Consider the following 16,039-nt stretch of genomic DNA (forward strand, 5'->3'; position numbering starts at 1 on the left):
AGGCGAACTCCGAAATTTCCAGGCTGACCGTCCAAAGTAAGTCCTTTTGAACAAATTCCGCCAAGAGAATCAACATCGAGAACTGTCGAATATTCACTTCCGTAGCCAAAAGTTCCGCTCGCAGCAAAAACAGGATTTGCAAATTCAACTCCGGCAATTTTTACGCTCAAATCAGGCTCTTCGTTTTTAGAAAGAGGTTCGCGTCTTGCCATCCTCTGAGAAGTTACAGGCGAATCAATTTTCGAAAAATCCAAAATTTCCGCATCAAAGACAGGACCGTCTTTGCAACAGCGCTTATTTCCTTCTTTTGTGTGAATTGTACAGCCAAGACACGCGCCAACACCGCATGCCATTCTGTTTTCCATGCTAAGCCAGCATTTTACACCAGCATCGGCACAAATTTTTTGAACAGCCGCAAGCATAGGCGTAGGACCGCAGGCATAAACCGCATCGTATTTTTTTACGCTTTCGCTGTCAATTGCGGCAGTTACCATGCCTTTAATTCCAACCGAACCATCATCTGTCGTAATCGTAAGTTTTTCCGGAAAAATATAATCAAGTCCGTAAGAACCGCTTTTAAATGCGGCAACAAAATCATAAGATTTTTTAGGAAGGGTTATTGCAAAACCTGCAACAGGCGCAACTCCAACTCCGCCGCCAACACACAACACTTTCGAATTTTCTGCAGGAACCGGCCAATTGTTTCCAAGAGGACCAAGAAGTTCAATTCCATCTCCGCTTTCAAGAGTAACAAGCTCTTTAGATCCACTTCCTTTTAAGAGAATTAAAAATTCAATGCTCACATTTCTGTCAGAAATTTTGCGCGAATTATAAACGCTAATTGGACGGCCGAGCAAAAGCCCCGAACGCACAGAGCGCAACATATAAAACTGACCGGGAATTGGAACAATCGCATTTCCGCCGTTTATTCCCGCCACATTCACTTTCAAATACCAAACGCTTCCGTATGGGACGGCAGACTGCACAATTGAACATCCGTTTACCTTACCTGTAGCAAAAACAGGATACGTTTCTCCAGCACAATTTTTTATTTCCGGCATAAATTTTAACCTCGCTTACAAAACCTTAAAGATTGTTTTTTGCATTGAGCAAGTCGAGTTTTGCGGCAACGCAGGCATTTCCAGCAGCATCAGCAATTTCCTTTAAGCAGAGATTTCCGCTTTCAACTTTATCAGCAAGCTCAGGAGCTTTTTTCCAGGCACACAAAATACCGCGGCTTGAATTTACAGTGCCGCCGGCTTTATCGAGCAAAGCAGCCGCAATTCTTGCAGCCCCGCCCTGAGCGCCATATCCAGGAATCAAAAAGAAAATTTCAGGATAAGCATTGCGAAGCGCACGAGCATCGCTTTCTTCTGTACAGCCAACAACCGCGCCAACAGGCGAACAAGTCTGTCCAGGATAATTTTTTTCAAATTCAGCGGCAATTCTTTTTAATTCGCATCCAGTACGGTCAAGAACACGGCCGCCATTTTTTAATTCCTGCTGCTCAATATCAACCATTCCAGGATTTGAAGTTCTCAAAAGAACAAAAATTCCTTTTGAACCAGTTGCAACTTTTGATTCGGCAGTATGAGGCGCGCAATATTCAGTAAAAGGCTTTAAAGTATCAAAACCCATATAAGGATTTACAGTAATTATGTCGCTTTCAAATTCGCCAGAAAAATGAGCGCGCGCATATGCTTTTGCAGTGTCAGCAATATCACCGCGTTTAATGTCACTGATTGCAATAAAACCAGCTTCGTGCACAGCCTTGATTGTCTCTGCGTAAACTTTTAAACCCTCAAGCCCCATCGCCTCATAATAAGCAATCTGAATTTTAAAACAGCATGCAGATTTTTCAGCGGCAACTCTCTTAATAATTTCTTTATTGTAAGCAAGAACCGCCTCAGTCTTAGAACCAAAAACATTTAACAGCGGAACCGGAATATAAGAAGGATCAGTGTCCAGACCAACGCAAAGAGGCCCGTATTTTGCCGCAGCTTCCTGTAAAACCTGCATATTGTGATTCATAAAAAAACACCTCGTTCAAAAAATAAAACATAAACAGTTTAGCAAATTTTCGATATGATTTAAAGAACGGGCGTTCCGGAACCCTGTAACCAGGATTCCGGGCAGGCTGTCGCGTTATAAAATTGCTTCGCAATTTTTCCGTTCAGCCACGCAAGCGTGTCCGAACCGCTCCGCGGCTTCCATCCTTAACGCGTTTTATTCTCCAGGCCATTCAAAATGCTGATAATCTTTTACGCCCTGCCAGTCTCCGCCCCATTCAAAACCATTTTTTGTAAAAACTTTATAGGCAAGGTCATTATGGTCAATTTTATAAGAAAAATTCCCAGTCCTGTCCACAAAATCAGCAGCATTCGCCGGCTCAACGCTAATTTTTCCTTTTATGTTTTTTACGCACGGATTGTAGAGCGGATTTATATCAACCGCAAGTCCAGAACCGTGTTTTGAAACTTTTTTTGTAAAATTTATAAACCTAAAATTAAAACAAGACGAGTTATTATCCGCCATGCTTTTTTCGTCGTCGGCATCGTATTCATCTATCAAGCGGATTTTTTCAATCGGATAATCAGAAACATAAAGTTCCTTAAAAATTTTCAAAAGAATTTCTGCAATTTTTTCGTTGCAAATCAATTCGCCTACGAGAGTTTGTCCAGACAAATTCTTGTGCAAAATATGAAGAATCCGCAGATTTTCGCGCGGAAATGTGCAGTTCTTCTTAAAACTTTTTCCATTTATTTTTTCAAAAACAGAATCGCTTATTTTAGAAACGTAAAATCCCCTATCCAAAACAAAATCTTCGTTCAATTCAATTTTTTCCGCTTTATTCAAAGAAAATTCAGAATCATTTGAATTAAAATTCTGCGCCATACAAAAACTAAAAATAAAAGCAAAGCTCAGCAATATTAAATTTTTTTTCATTTTGTTATAATTTTTCCATGCAAGAAACAGTTTTTAGAAAAAACATCGAAGTCAAAAAAGAAATGGAACTTCTCTACCGCGGCATCCGCTACAAACTCGGCTACGGAATCGACAATGCCGGAAAATCCTACATTTCTTTTGGCGAAGAATTTCTTCCAGCAAAGCATTTTTACAGTTACGGCCAGCTCGTAAACGAGGCCATGCTCGGAATTTCGCCGCTCCGCGACTCAATCGAAGTTCTTCAACTTTTAAATCCGTAAAAAAAACATTCCGACATTCTATTGCAAAAAAAATCAAAAATGAAGCGCAAGCAAAAATAAACTCTTTTTTTTATTCAAAACAAATCTCGCATCCCGAAAAAAAACAGAAAATAATTTTTTACAGAACCTGAACATTGTACCACAATTTGACATTAAATAGCTGTTTTTTGTCAGTTTGCACAATTTTTTTTTTCTTGTACAATTCAGCTATGAAAATTTTTCCAGCTAAAAGTTTTGACATTCCTGACATTTTAAAAATTGAACATGCGGCGTTTATTCCGGCAATTCAAGAAAAACAAGCAACATTTGAAGAACGCCTACGTGTCTTTCCTGAAGGATTTCTGATACTTTCTGACAATTCTCCAGAAACAGTTCTCGAAAACGGCAAACCTCTTACCGCAGGTTATTTTACGAGCGAAATCTGGCCGTGCGTTCCTAAAACAGACAATATTTTTATGCTCGGACATTCCGCCGAAAAGACACACGATCCGAACGGCTCAGTTTTATATTTTTCGTCATTTGCACTTTTGCCGGCTGTTCAGGGCAAAAAACTCGCCGAACCATTTTTAACCGGCTGCCTGGATTCAATCTGCGGAGCATTTCCTCAAATAAAACAAATTATTCTTCTTGTAAACGAAGAATGGCACGGCGCAAGACACCTTTACGAAAAATTGGGATTTAAAGAACTCCGCACTATCAAAGACTTTTTTCCGTCATTAAAGAAAAGCGCTTCTGACGGAATTGTCATGTTAAAATCTGTCGATTAAGCGTTTTTTGATTTTTTCAAGGACTTTCTAGCGAATTTGCCCGTCGCCGTCAATCAGATATTTTGTCGTCGTAAGGGCTTTGATTCCCATAGGTCCGCGGGCGTGCAGTTTTTGAGTGCTTATTCCCAGTTCCGCGCCAAAACCAAATTCTCCACCGTCAGTAAAGCGAGTGCTTGCATTTACATAAACGCAGGCAGCATCGATTTTTGACTGAAAAATGCGCGAATTCTGGCGGTTGTTCGTAACAATACATTCTGAATGTTTTGTGTTGTGGGAATTTATAAAATCAATCGCTTCGTCCAAATCGGAAACAGTTTTTACAGAACAAATAAAGTCTAAAAATTCAAAGCCAAAGTCTTCGTCTGCGGCTTTTTTAATTTTCGCAGAATTTTGTACATTTTGGACAGATTTATACGATTTTTCGTCCAGCCTCAATTCAACTTTACCGGCAAATTTTTCGACAAGTCTTGGAATAAACTGATTTAAGATTTTTTCGTTTACGACAATTGTTTCTATTGCGTTGCAGGCTCCTGGACGCTGAGTTTTTGCGTTCCAGGCAATATTTAACGCCATTTCAAGATCTGCGCTTTCGTCAACATAAAGATGGCAAATTCCCGCTCCTGTTTGAATTACAGGAATTTTCGCCGTCTGAACAACCATATTTATGAGCTTTGCGCCGCCACGAGGAAGAGCAACATCAACTTTTCCAACCGCTGTCAAAATCTGTTCAACTTCCTCATGATTCTTGCACGGAGCGAGCGAAATTGCTTCTTCTATTCCATTTTTTGCATTTTTTAAGCCTTGTTTTATCGCTTTTTCAAGGGCAAGATTTGAATTTATTGCGGAAGAAGAGCCTCTCAAAAGAATTGAATTTCCGCTTTTGTACGCAAGAGCAAAGGCGTCAGCCGTTACATTCGGGCGGCTTTCGTAAATAATTGCAACAACTCCAAGCGGAACACGAACCTGCCGAATCGTCATGCCAGCAGGAGTTTTCCAGCCGGCAATTTCTTCTCCAACAGGATCGGTCTGGCTTATTATCAATTTAAACGAGTCAATTATTGAATCAATTTTTTTGTCATCAAGCGAAAGCCTTTCTACAAGACTTTCACTCATTCCGCGTTCGCGTGCATTTTTTACATCAAGAGCATTTGCTTCAAGAATGATTTTTCGATTTTTTTCTATTGAACTAGAAACGCTCAGCAAAGCCTCATTTTTTTGACTCGCAGTCTGCAACGCAAGTTTAGATGAAGCGTTTTTTAAGCTGGCTGTTATTTTTTCAATATCCATAAATCAATCATCCGATAAAATTTTTAGTAATTTGCAAGAAAATACATTCCAAGCAAAAGAAGCGCGCGGCTTTTCTGGTCAGAAAAATTTGCTTTTTCCGGAAGATTTTGAATATACCACCAAAAAACTCCAAACTCAGGATCAATACGCAAAGAATATTCTTCAAATATTGGTTCTTTTGAAGTCGGCCCAAACATCAAGTAAACAACGTCAGACAAAATATGACCAAAACGGCTGTATTCATCTGCATATTTTCCGGCTTCGATATAAGCGCAGAACTGCTCCAAATTATACAAAACTTGCTCTTTTACAGTTTCATCGTCTTTTTCAACCCAAGTTTTTTGAATCAAAAGCGTAAGATTTTTTTTAAATGAAGAAATTAGCTTTGAGTCATCATTACCAGCAAGAATTTCTGCAAAAACTTTTTCTGCGCTAAACAGTCTGGAAATTATTACTGCAAGAGAATTCACTTCCTGAATGTCTGCAACATCTTTTATTTTTTCAACTGCACTGATAATTTCTGGCTCTACAAATTCGCCAATCAAATTAGATTTTGTCATATAACAATTTTATAATTTTTCGGCTTACCTATTCAAGTGCAACAAAAATGAAAATTTGACAGTTCGCAAATTCAGTCTCAAAATATATCAATAAAGTTAAATTAACTTTTGTCATTCTGACAGTGCACTTACGTGTAAGGTTTGCGTTGCAAACTTCATCGTCACTAAAAAATCAAATCGAAAATTAATTTTTCGCGTTGAGTTTTTACCGGAGGTTCTCAAATGAAAAAATCTTTATTTATTCTTTCGGCAGCTGCTATTACGCTGTTCGGTTTTGCTTCGTGCAATAAATCTCAGACAAAAAAATCTGCCGTTCAGGAAATTATTTCTCAGGCAGAAAATATGACTTTTGATGAACTTTGCCAAAAGGCAATCGAAGAATCAAAAAATGCCACATTAAAGGGAATTGGAAACTCTAGCCGCGGAAAAACTGCCGGAGCCTCATTCATCAAATATCTCAAGTCGCTTGATTCAAGCTACGCAGGAAAAATTGAATGGTCACAGCCAAAAAACAATTCAATCTTTACAACTCTCAATGTTGACTACAAAAGCGCAAATCCTGAATATTTTATGACACTTATTCAGGACGGAAACCAAATTCAAAGCAAGATGATGGACACTGGAGTTCTCCGCACATTTATTCCAAAAGAATGGGCAGAAGCAAACAAACTTGCAAAAAAAGACTATCCAGAACTTCTTCCTTTGCAGACTTTGAATAAAATTTTTATGTACAACCATTTGAACGGAGTAAAATTTACAAACTGCTGGGATTTTGTTGCTCCAGGAACACATGGTCTTTTCATGGGCGTAAATTCTGAACTTGTCGGCAAAAACTTCCTTTATATGCTCACTGCCGACAAATACGCAACCTGGCTCAAAAATGCATTTGATAAACTGCCGGCCGAAAAACAGGCTCAGTTTACTTCCGTAATTGATGAATGTGCAAAGCTTGCAGAAAACTTTGGTCTTGAATCAAAAAATGCAAAATACGGTCTTGCTTACACTAAACTCTGGGTACAAAACTACAACGAAGAAACAGACGACGGTCCAATCTGCAACAGCATTGTAAAAACTTCTGCTGCCGGCGAATTTGCGCTCATCGTTTATTCTAAGCTCCGTTCAGTTGCCGAAACAGCTGACGTTTCTGTAAAAAATATTTCTGTCGCAGCTTACGAAGAAGGCTACAGCGGAATCGGTGGTTACGGATACAGTCACTATCTCGAAGTTATGGATTCTTCTCCATATCCATGGACTGCCTGCGCGTTTATTTCTTACATGGTTACAAAGCTTGACGGTTTTACAGCCTGGGGAAAAGACATGGGCGGTTACTCTGCAAACCCTGTTCTTGCAGCAGAAAACGAAGCAAAATTCCATCACAGCACAGCCGGCGGAAACGAATTCCCTGCTAAAAACGACAGAGGCTTTGAATGGTGGGCTGCAGAAAACGGCGGTGAGCTCGTAATCGAAGATCCAAAATATTGTGCCGAAGTTTCAGTTGACCTCGGCGATTGGATTGACATTACACGTGCAAACCGCAAATAAGTTTTAGCCTCTTTTTGTCACAAAGCGAAAGCTGGGCCTGTCAAAATACAAATACCCGTTTTGACAGGCTCTCTAACCTTTATGGAGTCAACTTTTTAAGCTGGAGGTGCTTCCTATGGCAAACAACAATCTTCAGACCCAGCTGAAGCTCAACAAAATAAAAACATTTTTTTACAAACCACAAAATGTAATTCTTCTCTTATGCGGAATTGTTCTTTCTGTAACAACAATTGCTCCAATCCTGTATTTGATTCAAGATACGGTGGCAGTTCATGCAGGAACAGTCGATTCCTTAAAAACCGGTTTAAAAGAAGGTCAAATGACTTTCTACAACTGGATTGATCTTTTTACTGGCCGTCTTGCAAAAGCAAATTTATGGACACCACTTTTAAATACTGTTCTTCTTTCTGTTTTTGCCTGCCTTATTGCAATTTTTTACGGCGGTCTTTTTGCATATTTAATCACCCGGACAAATTTAAAATTCAAAAAATATCTTAGCGCAATCTTTATTTTCCCTTACATTATGCCACAGTGGACGCTTGCCATGGTCTGGAGAAACGCATTTAACAGCAATGCCATAACAGGCGGTTCAGACGGACTTTTGGCTTCGCTTTTTGGAATAAAAATGCCTTTATGGTGGTGCCAGGGAATTTTTCCTTCAAGCATAGTTCTCGGCCTGCACTACGCGGCCTTTGCATATATTTTAATCGGTGGAATTTTCCGCAATATGGACGCAAACCTCGAAGAAGCGGCAACAATTCTGGATACTCCAAAATGGAAAATCTTCCTTCATGTAACAATTCCTCTCGTAAAACCTGCAATTCTCTCGACAATCTTGCTCGTTTTTGGAAGCTCGATGGGAAGCTATCCAGTTCCGCATTATTTAAGCCTCGAAACTCTCTCCACAAAATATGTCGGTTTAAGTTCTGGCCGTGCCGGAGAAGCCAGCGTTATTGCAGTAATAATGATGGTTTTTGGAATTGCAATCCTTCTCTTAAACCAAAGAAGCACTTCAAGCCGTCAGAATTTTACAACCGTAACTGGAAAATCCGGCCAAATTTCAAAAGCAAATCTCGGAAAAGTCGGAAAATATTTAATTGCGTTTATTTTTATCGTAGTTACGCTTTTTACAAGCATTTATCCGATTATTTCTTTCGCCATTGAAACATTCCTGCCAAATCCAGGCGACTACAGTTTCTTAAAAACAGGCGATTTTGAAATGCTTACGACAAAATGGTGGACAACTTCAGATACCTTGGGCGAATACGGACTTTTTGGACAGCTCGGAATTTTGCACAACGTTCAAATCTGGAAATCTTTCTGTGGACAATTGTTCGTAGCCGTCTGCTGTGCGCTTTGCGCCGGAACAATCGGAACCCTGGTCGGCTATGCAGTAAGCAAAAACCGCAGAAGCAAGAGCGCCGCCTATGTAAATTCTGTGGCATTTTTACCTTATCTTATGCCTTCTCTTTCTGTCGGTGTAGCCTACTTAATTTTTGGAAAAGCACTTTCTATTGGCGGAACCTTCCTTATATTGATTCTTGTTGGAACAGTAAAGTACATTCCTTTTGCAAGCCGAAGTTCGCTCAATTCAATGCTGCAACTTTCCGGAGAAATCGAAGAAGCCGCAATAATTCAAAATATCCCCTGGGTAAAGCGAATGTTTGGAATCATAATTCCAATTCAAAAAAGCTCGATTCTTTCGGGATTTTTGCTTCCGTTTATGACCTGTCTGCGCGAACTGACGCTCTTTATGCTTTTGTGCGACCAGTTCAAGATTATGACAACGGCAATGGATTATTTTGACGAAATGGGACTTTACGCATTCTCAAGCGGAATGAACCTTATTCTTATTATTACAATTTTAATTTTTAACGCTTTGGTAAACAAACTTACAGGCGCAAGCATTGACAAAGGTGTAGGAGGTAACTGATATGCCGCAGATAAAACTTACAAATGTTACAAAACGCTGGGGAAAATTCTTTGGTGTTGATAAATTGAATCTTGTCATTGACGACAATTCATTCGTTACCCTCCTCGGACCTTCTGGCTGCGGAAAAACAACAACTTTAAGAATGATTGCCGGCCTCGAAACTCCAACCAGCGGAAAAATCGAAATTGGCGACACTGTTGTCTTTGACAGCGAAAAAGGAATAAATATTCCTGCAAACAAGCGAAAAGTAGGATTTTTGTTCCAAAATTACGCGCTCTGGCCAAATATGACGGTTTACAAAAATATTGCCTTCGGTTTGAGCAATATTTCCGAAGAACTGCCAGTTTATGACTTTGAAGCAAAAACTTCTGACCAGATTACACAGATTTTGCGCGGTTCTGTCGAACTTGTTGAACTGATAAACGGCTGCAAGGGCAAAGACGGAAAAATTGATGAAGAAAAAGTTCTTTTAAAAATCATTGATACGTTTACGGTTTCGATGTTTACTGCAAAAAAAATATTTGCAATGAAACTCCAGAACGAAGAATTCCCGTCAGAAAAAGCAAATTCTCTCTGCAAAGAATACGAAGCAAAAATCAAAACTATTGAAGAAAATTACAAACAAAAAGGAATTTCCTTAAATGACGATTTTGCTCTGGTTCAAAACGGAAAAATACTCACAAAAACGCGCAAACTCACTTCTGAAGAAATTGACCTTGCAGTGCGCCGTGTAAGCCGCGTTGTAAAAATCGGAATGTTTATGGACCGCTATCCGGCAGAACTTTCGGGCGGACAGCAACAGCGCGTAGCAATCGCAAGAACACTTGCTCCAGAACCAAGCGTACTTTTTATGGACGAACCGCTTTCAAACCTCGATGCAAAGCTCCGGCTAGAAATGCGATACGAACTTCAGCGGCTGCATATTGAAACAGGAAGCACCTTTGTCTATGTAACCCACGACCAGCTCGAAGCTATGACGCTTGCAACAAAAATCTGTCTTATAAACAACGGTGTTTTGCAGCAGTACGATGCTCCTCTCGACGTTTACAACCACCCGAACAATCTTTTTGTTGCCGATTTTGTAGGAAATCCTTCTATTAATTTTATCGACGCAAAAGGTGAACAGACAGACGGCAAACTTGAACTTACGCTCTTTGGCGACAAAAAATTGATTTTTAAGCCGGAAACAAAAAACGGCGAGGAATTCAATTTGGAAAAATGGTACAAAACCAGAGATGCCGACGAAGTTGAAACAGCAAAAAAACTCGAAGACGAGTCAAAACAAAAAGGTTATGTTGAAAAACAGAACAAGGACGAAGTTTTTAAGTATCACATTGCAAAAGTGAACGAAGAAGAAGGCTTTGCCGCAAAAAAAGATTCGCCGGCTCAAAACGGCGACTTTGTTCTTGCAGTCCGTCCAGAATTCATAAAACTGACCGAAAATGGGAAATTTGACGGCGAAATTCGTGGAGCGTTGCCAACAGGAATGGAATCGACAATAAAAATCAGCATTGGCGAGTTTTTGTTGACAAGTGTTGTTTTTGGCGGTGTAACGTTCAAAATTGGAAGCAGTCAAAAATTCGATTTTACCGGCAACGACTTAATGCTTTTTGACAGAAAGAGCGGAAAACTCATTACGCACGGAAAAATTGAATAATTTTGTCCTAATTAGCCCTAATGTCGAGTTCTGATAAGAACAGTACTTTAAGTGTCATTGCCGTGCTCGACACCGCGATGTTTGCATAGCAAACTCGGTTAGCAATCTTGCAAAAAAAAGTGCAATAGATTATCGGGTCAAGCCCGATAATGACATTAAATCATAAAACTCGAATTTCAGGCTAATTAAAAAAAATGGCGGTTTTTCTGTAAAAAGACAAGCCGCTGTTTTTTTAAAGCAAATCCTAGCCCGTGCCGAAACAGCGCGAAGCGTCCGCCGCGGCGGATGAAGCGAAAGCGGAACTGCGGAGCGGACGGTTAGAGCGAAAAATATGCTCCAGAATTTCATTTTTCTTTTATTAGTTATAAAATATTTTTATGGTAACATCTTCTCTTAAACGTTTTGTGCATCCGGATTTATTGCATGGAAGTATTTTTAAGGCAATTGTGCTTTTTACGCTGCCTCTTTTTGTTTCGTATATTTTTCAGCAGCTTTATAATGCGGCGGACACGGTTATTATCGGGCGGCTTTTGGACGACAGCGCGCTTGTCAGCATTGGAGCATGCACGGCCCTCTACGAACTTTTGGTCGGTTTTGGAATTGGCTTTGGAAACGGTCTGAGCATTGTCGCGGCAAAAGCTTTTGGGGCAGGGGAAAGTGAAAAATTAAAAAAAATTACGGCGGCTTCGATTGTAATTACAATTTTTGTTGCCGTTTTTATTATGGTTTTGACGGCTTTTGGTCTAAAACCAATTATGGTTCTGCTAAAAACGCCGGCCGACCGTCTGAACGAGGCATATTCTTATATTTCGGTGATTACGCAGTTTTGCGGAGTTCTGTTTGCATACAATCTTTTTGCAGGAATGTTGCGCGCAATCGGAAATTCTTTTGTTCCGCTCTTGTTTTTGATTTTTTCTTCGGTTTTGAATGTAATTCTGGATTTTGCGTTTATAAAGGCGACAGGCTCAATCCGAGGAGCTGCAATTGCGACGGTGATTGCGCAGTTTGTGTCGGGATTGCTCTGTCTTATCTACATTTTCTGCGCGGCAAAAATTCTTGTTCCGTCTTTTAAGCATTTTTCGTTCGACAGTTCGCTTTACAAGGACCTGATAGGGCAGGGACTTTCCATGGCATTTATGGGAGCAATCGTCCATTCGGGAACTGTAATCCTTCAAAGCGCCATTAACTCGCTCGACCAGATGATAATTGCCGGCCACCTTTGCGCCAGAAAAATTTTTACTCTCACAAACATTCCAATCATTACGCTTGGACTTGCCGCTTCGACCTTTGTTTCGCAGAATTGCGGAGCCGGACAAATTGAGAGAATCCGAAAAGGCGTAAGAATTTCGATTTTTATAACAATAGTCTGGACATTTTTGCTTTTTTTGCCGGCGTGGTTTTTAATAGAAGATTTAATCAAATTTATTACAAATTCAGCAAACCCAATTCTCCTTGATTACGCAAAAAAATACATTCTGTTTACTCTGCCTTTTTACCTTGTTTTGGGCGGACTTATCGTAATCCGGAATGCATTGCAAGGTTTTGGACAAAAAATTCTGCCTTTAATTTCAAGCATAATTGAACTTGCAGGCAAAATTACATTCACCTGCCTTATAATTCCAAAGCTCGGAAAATGGGGAGTTATTCTGTGCGAACCGCTGATTTGGTGTGTAATGCTCGTGCAGCTTTTGACAGTTTATGTGCGGCTTATCAGAGGCAATTCGTGCACGCCGTCGCCAGAGCCACAGGCAAAAAATCCTGCCGAATAACCAATTTTTTGAATATAAGCCTTTTGGACATTTTCGATAAAAGAATCGATTTTTTGTTTTTGAACCAAGGCAATTGCGCAGCCGCCAAAACCAGCTCCAGTCATTCTTGCGCCCAGACAGCCGTCCTGGTTCCAGGCGGTTTCTGCAAGAGTGTCGAGTTCAATTCCAGTAACTTCGTATTTTGAGCGGAGCGACTCGTGGCTTTCGTTCAAAAGCTGGCCGAGAGCCTTTAAATCTCCGTTTTTTAAGGCGGCGGCCGCCTTTAAGACACGCTGATTTTCAAAAACACAATGCTCCGCCCTTTTTTGCAAAACTTCGTCTTTTATGAGCGATTTATTTTTTTTCCAGTCTTCTGCCGAAAGTTCGCAAAGCGCATTGATTTTAATTCCGGCAGATTGCAAAATTTTTAAGCCCTGTTCACATTCTGCACGGCGTTCGTTGTATTTTGAATCCGAAAGTTTCCGCACCTTGTTCGTATTCATTACGATAAAACAGCAGCCGCCGAGCTCAAGCGGAACATATTCATATTCGAGGGTTGCGCAATCCAGAATTTCAGCAAAATTCTTTTTTCCGGTTGCAATAATGAACTGATCCATAATACCGCACTTTGTGTTCATAAAACGGTGCTCGCTCATCTGCCCGATTTTTGCAATTTCTGTCCTGCTCACGTCAAAACCAAAAGTTTCGCAAACTGCAAAGGCAAAACCACATTCCAAAGCCGAAGAAGAAGAAATTCCGCCGCCAGCAGGAATATTCGATGCCATTAAAATTTCAAAACCGCAGTCAAAAACAAAGTCTTTTTCTTTTAACTGAGTCAAAATTCCATTCAAATAATTCGCATAATCGTTCTCTTTTGAATAAGCAAAATTTTCATTTATATCAAACTCAAAACTGAGCGGAAATTTTACGTCTTTATAAAAAATTTTCGAATCGCTTCGTTTTCTGATTGCCGCGTACAAATAACGGTTAATACATGCAGGAAAAACCTTGCCGCCGTTGTAGTCGATATGCTCGCCAATAATGTTTATTCTAGCCGGAGAAGCAAAAATCCGCACAGAGCCCTTCTCGCCGCCGTAAATTTCCATAAAATCATTCAAAAGTTCTTCCGGTGAATATTCTTTTTTTGTAAGTGAATTTTCCATTTTGTCCTCCAGACCAAAAATTCAATATCCGGGTGGCTTTTTGTTCCGCTAAGCTGCACAAAAACCGGGCTTTTCGGGGTTCCGGCTTTCGCCTTCATTCCTCCGCAAAGCTCCGGAACGGCTCCGCCGCCCCTGCAATCCCTGCCACAAAACAGCAGGCCGTGCGCTTTTAACATTTTTCTGTCAAAAATTCATAAATTGTCTTTTGATAGTATTCTTCGCCAGAGCGCAAAATGCAATCTGGAAAATTTTTATGGTTCATGCAGTCCGGAAAACGCTGGGCTTCAAAGCAAAGTCCGTCAAAAGGCTTTTGCAAAACTCCGTTTTTTCCCGTAAAGTTTTCAAGATAATTTCCGGTATAAAACTGAATTCCGCGCTGGTTTGTATAAATGTTCATTTTTATGCCAGATTTTTCAGATTTGCACCAGCCGGCTTTTTCCACATTTTTTTCGTCCGCTTTTGTAACAAAACAGTGGTCATAACCGCGCATTCCCGTGATTTTTTGCAATTTTTCTAAATCTTTTCCTACGAGTTTTGGCTCCAAAAAGTTGAACACAGAATTTTCCTTTTTTTGAACATCCAAAAATTCTCCCGTAGGAATCATTTCGTCAACTTTTAAAATCTGCTGGCAATCCAGACAGACAGTGTGATTTAAGATATTTTCTCCTTTGCAGCCGTTCAAATTAAAATATGCATGGTTTGTTAAATTTATTGGAGTCGGCTTGTCTGTTTTTGCAAAATATTCGAGAACAAGCTGATTTTTTGAATTTAATGAATAAATAACTTTTAACTCGAGATTTCCAGGAAACTTCTGCTCGCCGTCGCGGCTCAATCTTGTAAAAACAATTCCGGCGCTGCCGTCCGTCAAAAAGGGTTCGGCCTGCCAGATTTGCTTTTCGTAACGAAAAAATCCGCCGTGCAGACAGTTTTTGCCGTTATTTACGTCCAAAACATAATTTTTTCCATCAAGAAAAAATTTTCCGCCGGCAATTCTGTTTGCAAACCGGCCGACAATTGCATTGTGCGCCTGAGTTCCATTTTTCCACCCAGAAAAAGTATCAAAACCTAAAAGAACATCGGTTTGCGCGCCGTTTTTATCTGGAACAAAAAGATTTGTAATCGTGCAGCCAAAATTCATTGCAGAAAAACTAATCTGTCCGTTAGAAACAGTCCAGCCGTCAACATTTTCTTCTATATTAAAATGCAAAATGTCCATAATTTATATTCAAGCCGAAAACACGGTTTGTCAAGAAAGATAAAAAAATCCGCCTGCTAAAACTAAAAAACTTTTATGAACCGCAAATTTTAGCCCGTGCCGGAACAGCGCGAAGCGTCCGCCTTGGCGGATGAAGCGAAAGCGGAACTGTGGAGCGGACGGTTTGAAAAAGAAATTCGCTCCAAAACAAAAAATCTGGCTAAATTCTAATTTTTAAACATAATTCTGCACAAATGCCGGTCGAGCGTTTTCCAGGAAACTCCAAGTTCCCGTGCAAGAGAAGTTTTTGTGCGTCCCTGGAGAATTTCTTTTTTTATGTAATCGCTGCTTTGAGAAAGCTTGTAAATCGTTGATTTTTGGCCTTTTTTGCGGCCAATGTGCTTGCCTTCCCGTCGAACCCGGTTTAGCCCGACTTTTGTGCGCTCAGAAATAAGCTGCCGTTCAATTTCCGCCGAAAGTCCGAACGCAAATGCCAAAACTTTTGACTGAATGTCGTTTCCGAGCCTGTAACCGTCTTTAATTGTCCAGACTTTTACACCGTTTTCTAAAAAATGCTGCAAAACGTTCATAATCATAATGAGAGAGCGGCCAAAACGCGAAATTTCCGTGCAGATTATAAGGTCGCCCGAATGAGCCGAGCTCATAAGAATTTTGCCAAGTTTGCGGTTTTCTGGCCGCTTAGTTCCGCTGATTTTTTCTTCAATCCAAGAATCAATTTTTAGACCGTTAAGCTGGCAGAATTTTTCAATTTCCATCTGCTGATTTTCCAAATTCTGGTGGCTGGTCGAAACCCGAATGTAACCGTAAGTCATTTAATATCTCCAAAAAGTAAAATTTAAAGAATATAGTAGCACACCGCAATGTTTGAATAACAAACCCGTTTAGCAATTTACTGGAAATTTTCAACGGATTATCGGGTCAAGCCCGATAATGACAAATCTGTCATTCCCGGCATTCCTT

The 16,039-nt window shown here is 40.2% G+C and carries 14 protein-coding genes; 6 read left to right on the forward strand and 8 right to left on the reverse strand.

All coding sequences use genetic code 11. The features are described from left to right. The 3 genes from B2X33_RS00940 to B2X33_RS00950 all read right to left on the reverse strand — a co-directional run. A partial coding sequence (locus B2X33_RS00940) for an iron-sulfur cluster-binding protein (RefSeq protein WP_524539495.1) occupies nt 1–1,061 on the reverse strand: 1,061 nt, incomplete at its 3' end. A gap of 25 nt (nt 1,062–1,086) precedes the next feature. After that, entirely contained in the window at nt 1,087–2,031 is a 945-nt protein-coding gene (pyrF, locus tag B2X33_RS00945) for an orotidine-5'-phosphate decarboxylase (protein ID WP_296666851.1), read from the reverse strand. Between the two features lie 195 nt (nt 2,032–2,226). Beyond that, entirely contained in the window at nt 2,227–2,946 is a 720-nt protein-coding gene (locus B2X33_RS00950; protein ID WP_296666853.1) for a M15 family metallopeptidase, read from the reverse strand. Nucleotides 2,947–2,963: 17 nt separating this feature from the next. Here B2X33_RS00950 and B2X33_RS00955 point away from each other — a divergent pair, with 17 nt between their 5' ends. After that, entirely contained in the window at nt 2,964–3,206 is a 243-nt protein-coding gene (locus B2X33_RS00955; RefSeq protein ID WP_296016519.1) for a hypothetical protein, read from the forward strand. A 209-nt stretch (nt 3,207–3,415) separates the two neighbouring features. Further along, nucleotides 3,416–3,973 (forward strand): GNAT family N-acetyltransferase, encoded by a 558-nt coding sequence (locus B2X33_RS00960; protein WP_296666856.1) that lies wholly within the window; start codon nt 3,416–3,418, stop codon nt 3,971–3,973. 27 nt (nt 3,974–4,000) lie between these two features. Here B2X33_RS00960 and B2X33_RS00965 read toward each other — a convergent pair whose 3' ends face one another. Both B2X33_RS00965 and B2X33_RS00970 read right to left on the reverse strand, forming a co-directional pair. After that, on the reverse strand, nt 4,001–5,260 hold the full coding sequence (locus B2X33_RS00965) for a glutamate-5-semialdehyde dehydrogenase (RefSeq protein ID WP_296666858.1): 1,260 nt from the start codon (nt 5,258–5,260) through the stop codon (nt 4,001–4,003). A gap of 23 nt (nt 5,261–5,283) precedes the next feature. Further along, the gene (locus B2X33_RS00970; RefSeq protein ID WP_296666861.1) at nt 5,284–5,820 is read right to left on the reverse strand and encodes a hypothetical protein; all 537 of its coding nucleotides are present in this window, start codon (nt 5,818–5,820) and stop codon (nt 5,284–5,286) included. A gap of 222 nt (nt 5,821–6,042) precedes the next feature. Here B2X33_RS00970 and B2X33_RS00975 point away from each other — a divergent pair, with 222 nt between their 5' ends. The 4 genes from B2X33_RS00975 (at nt 6,043) to B2X33_RS00990 (ending at nt 12,721) form a co-directional block, all read left to right on the forward strand. After that, nucleotides 6,043–7,362 carry a hypothetical protein gene (locus B2X33_RS00975; RefSeq protein ID WP_296666863.1) on the forward strand — a complete coding sequence of 440 codons (1,320 nt, stop codon included), beginning with the start codon at nt 6,043–6,045 and terminating at the stop codon, nt 7,360–7,362. A gap of 115 nt (nt 7,363–7,477) precedes the next feature. Beyond that, complete coding sequence (locus B2X33_RS00980; RefSeq protein WP_296666865.1) at nt 7,478–9,295, forward strand: ABC transporter permease; 1,818 nt, start codon at nt 7,478–7,480, stop codon at nt 9,293–9,295. Between the two features lies 1 nt (nt 9,296). Then, nucleotides 9,297–10,952 (forward strand): ABC transporter ATP-binding protein, encoded by a 1,656-nt coding sequence (locus B2X33_RS00985; protein WP_296666868.1) that lies wholly within the window; start codon nt 9,297–9,299, stop codon nt 10,950–10,952. A gap of 377 nt (nt 10,953–11,329) precedes the next feature. Then, nucleotides 11,330–12,721: an MATE family efflux transporter gene (locus tag B2X33_RS00990; protein ID WP_296666870.1), complete on the forward strand. Its 1,392-nt coding sequence runs from the start codon at nt 11,330–11,332 to the stop codon at nt 12,719–12,721. On the opposite strand, the gene B2X33_RS00995 is transcribed toward B2X33_RS00990, so the two are convergent. The 3 genes from B2X33_RS00995 to B2X33_RS01005 all read right to left on the reverse strand — a co-directional run bounded on the left by B2X33_RS00995 (nt 12,649) and on the right by B2X33_RS01005 (nt 15,891). Further along, on the reverse strand, nt 12,649–13,863 hold the full coding sequence (locus B2X33_RS00995) for a galactokinase (protein WP_296666872.1): 1,215 nt from the start codon (nt 13,861–13,863) through the stop codon (nt 12,649–12,651). The two genes, B2X33_RS00990 and B2X33_RS00995, sit on opposite strands and share 73 nt — an antisense overlap. 169 nt (nt 13,864–14,032) lie before the next feature. Further along, on the reverse strand, nt 14,033–15,079 hold the full coding sequence (locus B2X33_RS01000) for an aldose epimerase family protein (RefSeq protein WP_296666873.1): 1,047 nt from the start codon (nt 15,077–15,079) through the stop codon (nt 14,033–14,035). 206 nt (nt 15,080–15,285) lie between these two features. Then, the gene (locus B2X33_RS01005) at nt 15,286–15,891 is read right to left on the reverse strand and encodes a recombinase family protein (protein WP_296666876.1); all 606 of its coding nucleotides are present in this window, start codon (nt 15,889–15,891) and stop codon (nt 15,286–15,288) included. Nucleotides 15,892–16,039 lie beyond the last annotated feature (148 nt).

The organism is Treponema sp. UBA785 (assembly GCF_002297065.1).
Taxonomy (GTDB): Bacteria; Spirochaetota; Spirochaetia; order Treponematales; family Treponemataceae; genus Treponema_D.

Excerpts from the sequence above, each read along its gene's own strand:
- pyrF (WP_296666851.1), bottom strand. The coding sequence starts at position 2,031 with ATGAATCACAATATGCAGGTTTTACAGGAAGCTGCGGCAAAATACGGG.
- B2X33_RS00950 (WP_296666853.1), bottom strand. The coding sequence starts at position 2,946 with ATGAAAAAAAATTTAATATTGCTGAGCTTTGCTTTTATTTTTAGTTTT.
- B2X33_RS00955 (WP_296016519.1), top strand. The coding sequence starts at position 2,964 with ATGCAAGAAACAGTTTTTAGAAAAAACATCGAAGTCAAAAAAGAAATG.
- B2X33_RS00960 (WP_296666856.1), top strand. The coding sequence starts at position 3,416 with ATGAAAATTTTTCCAGCTAAAAGTTTTGACATTCCTGACATTTTAAAA.
- B2X33_RS00965 (WP_296666858.1), bottom strand. The coding sequence starts at position 5,260 with ATGGATATTGAAAAAATAACAGCCAGCTTAAAAAACGCTTCATCTAAA.
- B2X33_RS00970 (WP_296666861.1), bottom strand. The coding sequence starts at position 5,820 with ATGACAAAATCTAATTTGATTGGCGAATTTGTAGAGCCAGAAATTATC.
- B2X33_RS00975 (WP_296666863.1), top strand. The coding sequence starts at position 6,043 with ATGAAAAAATCTTTATTTATTCTTTCGGCAGCTGCTATTACGCTGTTC.
- B2X33_RS00980 (WP_296666865.1), top strand. The coding sequence starts at position 7,478 with ATGGCAAACAACAATCTTCAGACCCAGCTGAAGCTCAACAAAATAAAA.
- B2X33_RS00985 (WP_296666868.1), top strand. The coding sequence starts at position 9,297 with ATGCCGCAGATAAAACTTACAAATGTTACAAAACGCTGGGGAAAATTC.
- B2X33_RS00990 (WP_296666870.1), top strand. The coding sequence starts at position 11,330 with ATGGTAACATCTTCTCTTAAACGTTTTGTGCATCCGGATTTATTGCAT.
- B2X33_RS00995 (WP_296666872.1), bottom strand. The coding sequence starts at position 13,863 with ATGGAAAATTCACTTACAAAAAAAGAATATTCACCGGAAGAACTTTTG.
- B2X33_RS01000 (WP_296666873.1), bottom strand. The coding sequence starts at position 15,079 with ATGGACATTTTGCATTTTAATATAGAAGAAAATGTTGACGGCTGGACT.
- B2X33_RS01005 (WP_296666876.1), bottom strand. The coding sequence starts at position 15,891 with ATGACTTACGGTTACATTCGGGTTTCGACCAGCCACCAGAATTTGGAA.